Origin of the sequence: Brevibacillus sp. SIMBA_040 (genome assembly GCF_046535075.1) — a bacterium.
Taxonomy (GTDB): Bacteria; Bacillota; Bacilli; order Brevibacillales; family Brevibacillaceae; genus Brevibacillus.
In genome coordinates this window covers 285,653-298,027 of record NZ_JAWRXI010000003.1, presented here as the reverse complement: position 1 = coordinate 298,027, position 12,375 = coordinate 285,653, and the positions used below count along the sequence as shown (strand labels likewise).

Sequence of the window (12,375 nt, the reverse complement as noted above, 5' to 3'; positions counted from 1 at the left end):
ACGAAACGAAAAAAGGATAGACGCTCATGAGGAAATCTTACTCTGATAGTGCATGCTTTAGTTTATCGATGGCCCGCTTCTGAATTCGGGACACACTCATCTGGGAAACACCCAGTTGCTCGGCAATTTGTCTTTGGGATTGTCCTTCGGCGTAAAGAAGCGAAATCACTTTTTTCTCTTCTTTTTTCAAGCAGCCCAGCGCTTCATTCAAATCAATTCTCTTCTCCAGCAACTGATAATCATCAGCGGGTGTGGCAATCATATCGGCAATCGTCGCATTACTCTCCCCTTCAGGCGAGAGCTGTGTATCTAGTGACGTATAGTTGTAGTAGTCTCGACCAACGAGAACCTCGATCGTTTCCTCCACAGTAAGCCCCACCTCTGCTGCGATCTCTTCCACGTGCGGAGAGCGCTCCAGTCTGATAGTCAGATCGTCAATCATCCGCTGAACAAGCGAGCTCTTTTCTTTAATTTTTCGCGGCACCTGTATGTACCATGACTTGTCCCGCAAGTAGTTTTTCATATGTCCGATCAGATGCTTCATGGCATAGCCTTCAAAGGGAATGCCAAGCGCGATGTCATACTGCTTAAACAAGCGAAGTAAGGCGATTCGCCCCACCTGATACAAATCCTCGTTCAAGTCAGGACGGTTGCGTGACATCTTTCCTGCTGCCATCTGGACGATTTGATCATAATGCAGTAAAAGCTCGGTTGCTGCTTCGCCGCATTCGGTTTCCCGATAGATTTTCATTTTGGAGTACAGCTTGTACAAAGCCTCCGAGGGTTGGTTTGGATTCATACCCTTTCCCCTTTTCTGCTCAGCCGCTTGGACAAAACGATCTTGGTTCCTACGGTGCTCCCTGTGTCTACCTGAACTTCATCCATCAATGCTTCCATCAGGAAAATACCAAGACCGCCTATCGAAAGCTCGCTAATTTCTTCTCGCTCGCCAGGAACGCCATTCCCCGGCACCCCTGTATTCACAAAGCTATGCCCATAGTCTTGCACAGTGATCACCAGTCGCTCTCCGTCATTCTCGAAGCGCAGGTCGATCATCCCTGTATCAGCATCCCCATAGGCGTGCAAGATGGCATTATTGCAAGCCTCCGAAACGGCCACTTTCATATCTTCGATTTCCTCGAAAGAAAAGCCCGCTTTCGTCGCGAAGCTGTATAAGCTTAATCTGACAATATCCAAATATTCCGCCTCGGCGGGAATTGTAATGCTCACAAATGGATTCATGATCGCTCCTCTTTCCTTTTCTGACTCCTGCTCTACCTGCAAGTGTAACAGATTCCACTGACAATGCTCAGTCGCCCGCCCTCTTGCCAGCTGTTTGTGCCCGTGCAGACTTCATTCGCAGCCATACATCTGCCGCTGCAAGAGCTCCTTCCAAAATCGCTTGCCATTTTTCAGTACGCTGTGCTGGAGCTGGCTCTCTTTTCGGCTGCTTAAATGAAGCGAAGAATCCTGTAGCCGACTGTCTGACCGCCGTCGTAAGCTCGTGGACAACCTGGCCTACATCGCCCACACTGCTAAATAAATGATCCAGCTTTGTCAGCTTCGTACGCAAATCAACAGCCATTTCATTTGCATTTCCTACTACTGCCTTCACTTCATCGCCAATTTCTCTGACTTCTATTTTCATCTGCCCCAAGGTATGTGTGACCTCGTCCAGGGAGCTTTTCACCGATTGTAAGGTCCGGATCAGGAAAAACGTCAGGATAACAAACGCAATCGCAACCATAACGGCGCTCATTTCTAGTAACATAACATGCCCTCCCTATGAACCATTTAAGAGCCATTACCCACCACCACTTCATTTGAAACAGTCGTCTTTTAAAAAAATGTCCTGTTTCAACCTGCAGCAAAGTGGGTAACTATTGCTATCCACACCATTCTTCAATAAACGGAGGTACTTATGATGACAAACACCGTAACGTATTCCATTTACTTGACGAAGACGCTCAATCAGCAGGTTGCTAACTTCTCAGTGCTGTACATGAAGCTGCACAATTATCACTGGTATGTAAAAGGAGAGAACTTTTTCACGCTGCACGTTAAATTCGAGGAGCTGTATACAGAGGTCGCACTACATCTCGACACCATCGCAGAGCGAATGCTGGCTCTTGGGTCCGTACCGACCGCGACGCTAAAAGAACATCTGGAAATGGCAACGATCAAGGAAGCCACAGGGGAGGAAGATGCTCAGCAAATGGTCGAAGCCTTATCAGAAGACATGGAAAACATCATGAAGGAGCTTAAAATCGGTATTACCTTGGCAGAGGACCAACGCGATCAGCCTACCGCTGATATGCTCACGGCCATCCACACTTCTTTTGAAAAGCATCGCTGGATGCTCAGTGCCTACCTCGGAAAATAAAGATAATTCAAAGACCCACGGACCTGACAGCGTGACTGTCAGCCCGTGGGTCTTTGTTTGTGTAAGCAGTCCTTTTACGCGCCACCTTTTACTCCTTGCAGGATAAATTTGGAAATGCCGGTAATTTCCAATAATTTGAGCACTCCTGGTGGAATATTGCGAACAGTAAGCGGCGCCCTCTTTGCATCCCGTATTTTTAAGATAGAAACGAGGATACCGATCCCTGTGCTATCTATGTAAGAGAGGTCCGCCAAATCGAGAATGAGTTCTTTTTCTGTACCAGACACCACCGCTTCCAGCTTATCACGGAATAACGTCGATGCTACCTCCAGATCCAGCTCGCCATGGAAATGAAGAACAATCGCTTTATCAGTTTCCTTCTGATCTATCGAAAATTTTTCCGCTGCCATCTAGCTCACTCCCTCTATCTTTTATGTTGGTAACTTTTATCTATTTCGTTGAAATCATGACCAGGCACCTATCGTCCCTTAGATCGTCTCTACCTGCACCCGGCTGCAGCTTTTGTACAAGGCTGACCGGATCATGTTCAGCCTGTTCCTGCAATCTGCTAACAATCGGGAACATTCCCATTTGATGCTCTACACCCAGGCTCTCAACCAAACCGTCCGTGAACAAAATAACTCGTGCCTGTTCGTCGTAAGAAATCTCATCTTGGACAATATCAATTTTCTCAAAAAACCCCAAGGCACAACAGCCTTTGTCGAGCATTACCACTTTTCCATCGACTATGGCAACTCCGGCTGGATGTCCTGCATTTACGTATTGAATCGTCCGCTTTTCCGTATCCAGCACCAGATAGATAGCCGTGAAGTAGTAGTTGATAAGTCGATCTGACATCTGCAGCTGGTTCATGCGACGATTGAGCTCGTCCATAACCGCTTTTGGATCACTTACCCCCATAATCGTATCCTTCATGGCCGCGTACATGTACATACATATTAGCGAGGAGGAGATGCCGTGCCCCATCATATCAAGCAAAATGACAGCATAGCGGTTCGGCGCAATTTGATACCAGGCGTATAAATCACCGGCTAGCTCTGAGGATGGCTCATAAACCGCCGATATGTCTACCGCCTGATCATGGATCGGACTGCTGAGCATACTGCGCTGAACCTGCTTGGCTAATGCCAGCTCATTTTGAATCCGTTTATCCCGTTCCTTGCGCAAATCCTTTTCATGCTTCAAGCGAAGGGTCGAACGGATACGTGCCAGCAGCTCGACCTTGTTGATCGGCTTCATAACATAATCGAGCGCACCCGCATCCAGTGCCTCCGCCATTTTATAGGAGTCTCCCATCGCCGTGACAAAAATAATCGGAAGATCACGTAGTCTCTCTTGCTTCAATACGGTTCTGCATGCCTCCACGCCGTCAATTTCCGGCATCATCAAGTCCATCAATATTAAATCGACCGGTACCTCTCCTGCGGCCTTTGAATCCATGCCGAGAAAATGATAGAGCTCTTTGGCCGATGACAACAGCACCAGATTATCGTAGCCAGCTTTTCGCAAAATTTTTTCAATGATCACTAGATTAGTTCGGTTGTCGTCTACAATGACAATATTCATAGCAACCCCCTATCACGAAAAAAGTCAGGGGACACTCCCCACGTCCATTTCTTTTATCATAGCACGATATGGCAAAGAGCTCCTTCCATTTACTACCCACCCGTTTGCTGATTCAAACAGTTGATTTTGAGAAATGGATCATTTTCCTGTTTCAAACACCAAAAACAAGTTTATAGAAGAGTAGGAACAAAATACGAGACACAAAAGGAGAGATGGACGATGAATCAAACACCAGATAACAATAAAAACGGTCTTTTGAAAGGAATGCTGATCGGAGGCGCAATCGGAGCTGCCGCTTCCTTGTTGATGGCACCTAAATCAGGGTCGGCTCTGCGAGAGGATTTGTCCAACGCTGTCAACTCTCTCGGCGAAAAAACACGCGATCTCGCCTCCACCCTCAAGCAAAGAACAACCAATGCGGCAGACACGATCAGCATACAAGCTTCCGAGTTTTCAGAAAAAGCGCAGGAGGGTAAACAGATCGTCGCAGATACCATACAAACAGTCAAAGAAGACATGCAGGGCAAAAGCTGAGAAGCTCCAATCCGCTTTGCGAGCAACGAACTTTCTGTTAAAGGGGAGATGTATATGGAGCCAACGATGATGCATCAACAATTGATAGAGCTGGGCTTGGAAAGAATCAATCACGCTGTCACCTCAACGTATCGCCTCAACATCGCTTGCGAGAATACAGGCGTTACGTATCCGCTGCTAGTCACCACCATCACCTATGAACAAGGCCATCACGTCATTAACTTTGAAGAAGCGGAATTTGAATCCAGCAACAGCGTTCCGTTACAAGTACAAAAAGCCGCTCTCGATAAGCTGATCGAGCTGGAGCAGCATCTACGTCAGTGGACACAAATGACACTGGAAGGAGCACAAAACAGCTCGATGGCGCAAAATATGAACGAGATGAAAAAGCTCGGAGATGAAATGAAGGATTTAAAAACAGGTAGTGAGATTATTGATAAAAACCAGGTTCCCGATCCTATCCAATAGGTACCCAATTGATTTGATAGTCGAACAGCCATAGTCCGATGAGCAAAATGGGCTATGGCTGTTTCTTGTTTTCGGTGATGTAAGTACCCATACACATAAAGTAAGCCGGACATCCGCATGTTACGGATACCCGGCTTTGCTCCTTTTTTACGAGAGTCATGGCCCTCGTCCTTTTCTCTCTGATTTACTTTTTCGGTGTTTCTCGCTTAGTAAATAGCAATAGATGAGCTTGTCCAGCTTACGCGATTTATTCAGGACGTATGTTCCTCTCATCCCGTGAGCACCACTCGTCGTTACAGCCTGATACAGCTCCTGCCTGGCCCTCTCGATTTTGCTCAGCATCATTTCACGCAACTCCCTCATCCCCTTTTTTGTGACGGTGATGATCAATTATTCCCGAGGAAAGAGCTTTTCCCCAGATTCCCTGGGAGAAAGCTCTCCTCCTTGCTATTTGTTACGTAGTATCCATCCCGCTAAAACATTGGCGGATAGTAATAAATCGTTGGATCGTAGTCGTTTCCGTCGTAGTAGGTTCCACCCCATGCGATCACGACGATATGGTCGTTCTCCATTTCCATTTCAAGGCGCTCGGCATCAGACGAAATGAACCCCATTGACCTCAGCTTTGCACGCAGCTCCTCATCACGAGTACGGAATACGTTGGCTATCGCTGTGCCAAAGCCCTCTTCCAAGACGCCAATCTGCTCTGCATTAGCACGGCTTGCCACGCGCTCGGTGCGATCTTTGTCATAGGCAAGCACATAAATCTGATCTTCCCGATAACCATCCCGTCTGAATTTTGCGACTTGAAGCTGTGCTTCATTTACGTTTCGGACTGTTTTCACTTTCGTTTCCATGGTATTCATCTTTAATCCCTCCTAAGTGGAATGTGGATGATGGATGGAGACGATTGTCTCAATCCTTTGTAATTGTCTTGCTGACCAGTATTACCCATGAAAATAGCAGCTGAAACAGTAATCGGGCATTTCATAGATCGATCTCTCAAAAAAGGAAATAGCCGCTTCCCCTACAACCTAGGAAAGCGGCTATTCCAACTAACGCGCAAGCTATTGGATAAGTGTCGATTGTGTACTTAATTCTCGCACCGTTGCCTCGTCCACATCCACACCCAATCCTGGGCGATCTGATACCATCAATTGACCTTTCTCATAAGGGAGCTTTCCAAAATCTCTGGAAAACATGAGTGGCCCCACCATCTCATTGGAAAAAATCATGCTCTTGGCAATCGAGAGGTGTGCGCCCGCTGCTGTCGCAATCGAGGATTCCACCATGGAGCCGACCTGACAGCCTAAGCCCGCCATTTCAGCCTGGGCTACAAGCTTGCAAGCAGGATACAGTCCCCCGCATTTCATCAGCTTGATATTGATCAAATCCGCTGCCTGTCTCATGATGACTTCTCTCATTTCCTTGTCACCATGCAGTCCTTCATCGATCATGACTGGAATGGTTGTCTTCTGTCGCACCTCTGCCAAGCCTATGATGTCGTCTGCCAGCACAGGCTGCTCGATCCATTCCATCTCACAATCCTCGACCTGTTTCAACACCCGCATGGTCGTCGCGACATTACGCCATCCCTGATTTGCATCTACCCGCAGCTGGACATTTTCACCGATCGCCTCCCGTACGGCCCGAATTCGTTTGATATCCGTCGCAGGGTCATCTCCTACCTTGATTTTGATGCTTGTATAACCGTCGACTACAGCCTGCGCTGCTTGGCTGGCCATTTCTTCTGGCGGCAATATGCTGATCACGAAAGGAACGGATAAGGACGAGTGCACTTTTCCTCCCAGCAGATTGTAGACGGGCTGACCCGTCGCTTTTCCCATGATGTCATAGCAGGCAATATCGATCGCAGCTTTTGCGGTTGGCGCGTGGTATACAGCGGCTGACATGATTTTATGGAGCTTTTCGATAGCAAATGGATTTTCTCCAATCAACAGCGGTGCTATGTCCTTGCTCAGCATTTCGTACGTGCTGTAAAAGCTTTCTCCCGTCACATGGGGGTCCGGCATGCCCTCGCCATAGCCTACAATTCCTGTATCCGTCGTCATTTTGACGATAATGCTTGGCAGCTCATGGAATGTATCGTACGCGACGATAAACGGTCGTACCAAAGGAAGCTCGGTGGCAAATACCTCAATGGAAACAATTTTCATGCGTAACCTCCGTTATTAAAATGGTCCATAATGCATGAGATTTGCTATCAGGACAGCAACGAGTCCAATCGCAAATTGGGTCAATATTAAAGGCATAATCCATTTCGCCCAGCGGCTCCACGGAATACCCGCGAGTGCCAGTCCAGCCATAAAATAGCCTGATGTCGGGAAGATGATATTTCCAATCCCGTCAGCCAAGGAAAAGGAGAGTACTGCTGTCTGACGGGTCACGCCCACCAAATCCGCCAACGGTGCCATGATCGGCATGGTCAATGCAGCTTGTCCACTGCCTGATGGTACGACAAAGTGAATCAGTGCTTGCAGGATAAACATTCCTCCCGCACTCATCGTTGGCGGGATCTTATCCAGAACACTGGAAGCATGGTACAAAAGCGTATCAATGATATGTCCTTGGTCTAGCACAACCAGTGTCGCGCGCGAAAGACCGATGATCAGGCAGCCAGCCAGCATGCCAGCAGCACCCTTCATGAATGCTTCGATATACTGGTTGGCGGACAAGCGTCCAATGAAGGTGATTACGATGGAAAGTACGACAAACAGGGCAGAAATCTCTGTAATGTACCACTTGAATTGAAGAACTCCGTAAATCAAGACTGCAAAGTTAAGCAGGAAGCACGTTAGAACGATTTTGTGGGTTCTCGATAGAGGCTGATGGTCTTCCTGCTGCGCGGTGTCATAGGAGACGTCTTCCCCGTAAAAGCCAAGGGTCCGGTCCTTTTTCACCTTCATCGCATAGCGATAAATAAAAGCGACGGAAACGACATACATAATGACGAACAACACGATGCGGTAGCCGATTCCTGAAAAGATGGGAAGTTGGGCAATCCCTTGGGCAATTCCGACTGTAAACGGATTCATAATGGCTGTCGTAAATCCGATTGACGCCCCAACCAACACGATTGCCGTCCCGGTGATGACATCGAATCCGAGTGAGACAGCGAGCGGAACCAGCATCGGGATATAAGCCAGCGATTCCTCCGCCATTCCGGTAAATGCCCCCGCAAATGCAAAAAACAGCATCATGACGGGAATTAGCCATTTTTCCTTATTGCTCAGCTTTTTAGACAAGGATCGGATGAACGCATCGACTGCACCTGTAGCTGTCAGTACCCCAAATGTTCCCCCAATAATAAAAACAAAAAAGATGATGTCCGCTGCTTCAACCAGCCCTGTATGAATGGCACTAAACAATTGAAAGAAAGAGACAGGGGTTGATTCGAGCTGTTTGAAAGAGTGTGGATCTACTACGCTTCTACCGTCTACATCGACGCGGGCGTATTCTCCGGCAGGCACGATGTGGGTAAGGATTGTAGCGATTAGCAGTACACCAAACAGCAATACAAAAACGTTGATCGCTTTTTTTCGGCCTGATGCTTGCACCTTGTCGTTTTGCACACCGATCTCTCCTTTTTCATAATTCTGTTTATTTATAGTAGTTCATTTGAGTATTCATGAAAAATGAGTTTGTTTAATGGTAACTATTAAAAAATCAATAGTACGGCGCTCGGGCTGGTGTGGTGGGGAGGAAAAAGGAGAAAAGGCTGCAGCTTCTTGGGCCTTCAGCTTGGGGGTGGGGCTGTCCGGCTGCATGGAAAAAAGAGAAACCGCGTCCAAAAGTGGTCCTCTCGAGATGCCTCTCAGGGTTGGACGCTTAAAGGCGTGTTTCTCTTTTTTCCATTCCGCCTTGGTAGAAGTCCCAAAGAGCTTTGCCTTTTCTCCTTTTTCCTCGGACCAGCTCTCCTGCCCTCACTTGCTTCGGCAGGGAAAACACCACAAAAAAGCGAGATCGGAAAATACCGAATTCGCCTTTTTTCCTATCATGTGCGAAATGTTGGCCACACGTCCAAGAGGACATCGATAAAGCTGCTCACTGTGCTGTAATCTCGCAGGTCTTTTGGGTAGATCAGGTGTGTCAGCAGTCGGTTTGGAAAGCGATGCAGGGCTTGCAGTGTGCCTTGCTTGAGCTCTTTTTCAATGATGACGTCGCTGATCAGGGCGATTCCTGCCTGGGACATGACAGCTCGTTTGATGGTCTCTTCACTTCCGCATTCGATCGTAGAATGAGGGACGCAGCCGATTTCGTCCAAGCACTCTTTGATGACGCCTTCCAAATCGTAGGAAATAAACGGGTACAGCTCAAACAGCTCTTGTGCGCTGTGATCTTTGACGATAAGCGGATTGACGACGAGCACCAGATCTTCCTGATCGATCAAGATCTCCTCGATCCCCGGTCGGTTGCACGTCCCTGCAATGATTCCGATATCGACCTGACTCGTATCGACGAGCTTGATGGTTTCCTTGCTGTTATAACAGAGCATTTTCATTTGAACCTGTGGATGGAGCTTCAGATAAATACTCAACAGTCGAGACAAGTAATAGCTGCAATAAAACTCAGGCGCGGATATGTTCAAATTCCCATAAGGCTTTTCCAGCCTGCGCAGATCCTGCTCCAGCTCTTCCAAATCGCGGAACAGCTTATCTGTATGTCTTTTTAGCAGCTTCCCTGTTGGCGTGAGGAAGGTTCGTTTTCCTACCCGATTTAAAAGGGAATGGCCGATGTCCTTTTCCAATGCCTGTATTTGCAAGCTGATCGTCGGTTGACTGTACCGAAGCCTATCCGCTGCCTTGGTCAAATTGAGGCATTCTGCAACGACGTGAAATGTTTTCAAATGACGTAATTCCATTTACTATCACCTCAGAAACCCTCAGTCGGATTCTCCCCAAGTCGGTTTTGTCCATCGTAGAACATCTCTTCGCTACAGACAAGAAAAACTCCATTCATTACTGCTGAATAATCTCAGCGGGTGGTAAAAAAAGGTTGCAAGATCGTTTGAAAATGTTCAGGAATGTAACGGTATCTGAGCATTCGGGTAGCCTATAATTTACATTGAGGATACATCCAAGTTTAAAAACCAATGAGAGTAAGAACGGAGTGACTGGCATGTATAAACGACTATTAACCATTCCGATGACGGCCCTCCTCGTCCTGCTGGCAGCTTGCAGCACAGGTGGTCCTACGGGAAATTCCTCTGACAATACCGCAGAACCCAAACCGACACGAGCAGTCGAGTATCTGGGTAATAGCTACAAGGTTCCTGCCCGGACCAAGCAGATTGCCTTCGTCGGGTCACACGGCTCGTATGAAGATGCGCTTTTGCTCGGAATTCCACCGTTTGCGGCAACGATGGACAAAAACGGTACGTTCCCGCATGAGTACGCGACTATCACCCAAAATGCGAAGCATCTTCCGTGGAACGTCGCAGACAACGTCAGCGAATTGTCAGCGCTGCAGCCTGACGTCATCCTGACAACGGATAAAACTACAGCGGAGGACGTCCAAAAGCTGCAAAGCGCAGCAACGGTTATCCCGGTTTCGACGAACGGCGCCTATTGGGCAGAAAATTTGCGTCTGCTGGCAGATGTCCGGGGCAGAGAAGAAAGCGTGGATACACTCATTCAAAAGCTGACGCAAAACATACAAAATACGCGTGACAAGCTCGTTTCCTTTCAGGACAAGCAATTCCTGACCGTCTGGTTCCAAGAAGGCTCCTTTTTCGTTTACCCACAAAACGAGAGGTACAACCATCTGCTCTATACCGAATTAGCCTTACAGGCACCAGACATTGTCGCAAAAGCAACCGAGCGCACACCACTCACGATGGAAGCTCTCGCACAAGCAGACCCCGATTTTCTGTTTGTCATGGTGGACAAAAGCGGTGCACCTGCCGACGCAGCTGCATTCGAGCAGCTACAGAATGGCTCCCCATGGACAGGCTTAAAAGCAGTACAAGCAAACCAAGCCTATGTCAATGCAGTCGATCCTGTTTTGGCTGGCGGCACTGTCTATAGCAACCAGCAGTTTTTGATCGCGCTCCAAAAGCACGTTCTGAAATAATTTTGGCCGTGGAATGCATCAAAAAACGAATATGGATCATACTAACTTCATCGAGCTCGGTGGTGTGTTTTCAATCAGGCTTTAGTCTTCTAGGAGGCGATGTGCCATGGATGATTTACACGATCACCTAGTGAATAAGGGAAACCGCAGCAACACGTAAGAAAGCTTCTAACTCAGCAGGAGGTAGATGCGTCGCACGTGATGATCGGTAACACCCCAAAACTAACGAGCTCGATGTATACCGTCTCCTTTTAGGAGGCGGTTTTATTTTTGTTTTCTGCTCCCCTCCACTGTTAACATGGCAAAAAGTACAGTCCTCCCATATGAGAACTGTACTTGATCCGTTTTTTGTTTTTACTTTTTCGTCAATCCGTCGTAAATCGTCTTGATGTTCCACTCCATCATTTTGATGTAGGTGTCGCCATCCTCGCCCGGTTTCCCTAGAGAATCCGTAAATACGGTTCCGACAATTGGTACGTTTGTTTCTCGAGATACCATTTCCATGCTGCGTGGGTCGATACTCGTTTCTACAAACAATGCCGGAATCTTTTTCTCGCGAATCACATCCACAACCTGCCTGACCTGCTCTGGCGTGCCTTGGTTTTCGGCGTTGATTTCCCAAATATACGCCGCGTCAAAATTGTAGGCTTCACTGAAATATTTAAACGCACCCTCGCTCGTTACCAAAACTCGCTGTTCTTTTGGGATCAAATTGTATTGCTTGACAGCCTCTTGGTGCAGAGCATCGAGCTGTTCGATATATTTCTTGGCATTTTGCTCATACGTTTCCTTGTGTGCAGGGTCGATCTTGATGAGTCCATCTCGGGCATTTTCTGCGTATTTGATTCCGTTGCGAATATCCAGCCAAGCGTGCGGGTCTTCTTCACTTTCCTTGCCTTTAGTTGTCAAATGCTTTGCGGCTACGCCTTCACTCATCCGAAACACAGGGGCATCCTGACCGGATTTTCCTGCCGTATGCAGCAGCTTCTCAAACCACGAGTTACCTGCCTCCAGGTTCAAGCCGTTATAGAAAACAGCGTCTGCATCCGTCGTTTTTTGCACATCAGCAGGCAGCGGATCGTATTCATGCGGATTGGAGCCTACTGGAGCCAAGCTGTGAATCTCTACACGGTCTCCCCCTACATTTTTGACGATGTCGTACAGAATCGAATAGGTGGTCACGACCTGCAGCTTGTTGTTATCCGACTTTCCGGGCTCAGCGCCATTTTGGGGTGTGCCGCAAGCGGCCATCAATACAGTTGAAACGAGAAACACTAGAAACAAATTCCACTTTTTCATCGTCGTTCTCC

The 12,375-nt window shown here is 47.7% G+C and carries 15 protein-coding genes; 4 read left to right on the top strand and 11 right to left on the bottom strand.

Translation table 11 applies throughout. The annotated features are described in order from the left end of the window. Nucleotides 1-37 precede the first annotated feature (37 nt). From SB752_RS07070 to SB752_RS07060, 3 genes are all read right to left on the bottom strand, one after another. Entirely contained in the window at nucleotides 38-799 is a 762-nt protein-coding gene (locus tag SB752_RS07070) for a sigma-70 family RNA polymerase sigma factor (protein ID WP_410714980.1), read from the bottom strand. After that, a complete protein-coding gene (rsbW, locus tag SB752_RS07065) occupies nucleotides 796-1,242 on the bottom strand; it encodes an anti-sigma B factor RsbW (RefSeq protein ID WP_410714979.1) in 447 nt (148 codons plus the stop codon). The genes SB752_RS07070 and rsbW overlap by 4 nt, the downstream gene beginning before the upstream one ends. 67 nt (nucleotides 1,243-1,309) lie before the next feature. Next, nucleotides 1,310-1,771, bottom strand: a complete 462-nt coding sequence (locus SB752_RS07060) for a DUF948 domain-containing protein (RefSeq protein ID WP_410714978.1) — start codon at nucleotides 1,769-1,771, stop codon at nucleotides 1,310-1,312. 150 nt (nucleotides 1,772-1,921) lie between these two features. Between SB752_RS07060 and SB752_RS07055 the strand changes: the two genes are divergently transcribed. Beyond that, on the top strand, nucleotides 1,922-2,383 hold the full coding sequence (locus tag SB752_RS07055; RefSeq protein ID WP_410714977.1) for a Dps family protein: 462 nt from the start codon (nucleotides 1,922-1,924) through the stop codon (nucleotides 2,381-2,383). Between the two features lie 74 nt (nucleotides 2,384-2,457). Here the strand turns inward: SB752_RS07055 and SB752_RS07050 are convergent, their stop codons facing one another. Both SB752_RS07050 and SB752_RS07045 read right to left on the bottom strand, forming a co-directional pair. Next, the gene (locus tag SB752_RS07050; protein WP_410714976.1) at nucleotides 2,458-2,793 is read right to left on the bottom strand and encodes an STAS domain-containing protein; all 336 of its coding nucleotides are present in this window, start codon (nucleotides 2,791-2,793) and stop codon (nucleotides 2,458-2,460) included. Between the two features lie 40 nt (nucleotides 2,794-2,833). Beyond that, nucleotides 2,834-3,970 carry a PP2C family protein-serine/threonine phosphatase gene (locus tag SB752_RS07045; RefSeq protein WP_410714975.1) on the bottom strand — a complete coding sequence of 379 codons (1,137 nt, stop codon included), beginning with the start codon at nucleotides 3,968-3,970 and terminating at the stop codon, nucleotides 2,834-2,836. Between the two features lie 219 nt (nucleotides 3,971-4,189). Here SB752_RS07045 and SB752_RS07040 point away from each other — a divergent pair, with 219 nt between their 5' ends. Next, the gene (locus SB752_RS07040) at nucleotides 4,190-4,504 is read left to right on the top strand and encodes a YtxH domain-containing protein (protein WP_410714974.1); all 315 of its coding nucleotides are present in this window, start codon (nucleotides 4,190-4,192) and stop codon (nucleotides 4,502-4,504) included. 54 nt (nucleotides 4,505-4,558) lie between these two features. After that, nucleotides 4,559-4,972: a hypothetical protein gene (locus SB752_RS07035; RefSeq protein ID WP_410714973.1), complete on the top strand. Its 414-nt coding sequence runs from the start codon at nucleotides 4,559-4,561 to the stop codon at nucleotides 4,970-4,972. Between the two features lie 156 nt (nucleotides 4,973-5,128). On the opposite strand, the gene SB752_RS07030 is transcribed toward SB752_RS07035, so the two are convergent. From SB752_RS07030 to SB752_RS07010, 5 genes are all read right to left on the bottom strand, one after another. Continuing rightward, nucleotides 5,129-5,317, bottom strand: a complete 189-nt coding sequence (locus SB752_RS07030; protein ID WP_410714972.1) for an aspartyl-phosphate phosphatase Spo0E family protein — start codon at nucleotides 5,315-5,317, stop codon at nucleotides 5,129-5,131. A 128-nt stretch (nucleotides 5,318-5,445) separates the two neighbouring features. Continuing rightward, nucleotides 5,446-5,838: a YflT domain-containing protein gene (locus tag SB752_RS07025; RefSeq protein WP_410714971.1), complete on the bottom strand. Its 393-nt coding sequence runs from the start codon at nucleotides 5,836-5,838 to the stop codon at nucleotides 5,446-5,448. Nucleotides 5,839-6,039: 201 nt separating this feature from the next. After that, nucleotides 6,040-7,149: a mandelate racemase/muconate lactonizing enzyme family protein gene (locus tag SB752_RS07020; RefSeq protein WP_410714970.1), complete on the bottom strand. Its 1,110-nt coding sequence runs from the start codon at nucleotides 7,147-7,149 to the stop codon at nucleotides 6,040-6,042. Nucleotides 7,150-7,164: 15 nt separating this feature from the next. Beyond that, nucleotides 7,165-8,571 carry a YfcC family protein gene (locus SB752_RS07015; protein ID WP_410715137.1) on the bottom strand — a complete coding sequence of 469 codons (1,407 nt, stop codon included), beginning with the start codon at nucleotides 8,569-8,571 and terminating at the stop codon, nucleotides 7,165-7,167. Between the two features lie 416 nt (nucleotides 8,572-8,987). Continuing rightward, the gene (locus SB752_RS07010) at nucleotides 8,988-9,854 is read right to left on the bottom strand and encodes a LysR family transcriptional regulator (RefSeq protein ID WP_410714969.1); all 867 of its coding nucleotides are present in this window, start codon (nucleotides 9,852-9,854) and stop codon (nucleotides 8,988-8,990) included. 257 nt (nucleotides 9,855-10,111) lie between these two features. Between SB752_RS07010 and SB752_RS07005 the strand changes: the two genes are divergently transcribed. Then, the gene (locus tag SB752_RS07005) at nucleotides 10,112-11,065 is read left to right on the top strand and encodes an ABC transporter substrate-binding protein (RefSeq protein ID WP_410714968.1); all 954 of its coding nucleotides are present in this window, start codon (nucleotides 10,112-10,114) and stop codon (nucleotides 11,063-11,065) included. Nucleotides 11,066-11,419: 354 nt separating this feature from the next. On the opposite strand, the gene SB752_RS07000 is transcribed toward SB752_RS07005, so the two are convergent. Then, entirely contained in the window at nucleotides 11,420-12,364 is a 945-nt protein-coding gene (locus SB752_RS07000) for a metal ABC transporter solute-binding protein, Zn/Mn family (protein WP_410714967.1), read from the bottom strand. Between the last annotated feature and the right edge of the window lie 11 nt (nucleotides 12,365-12,375).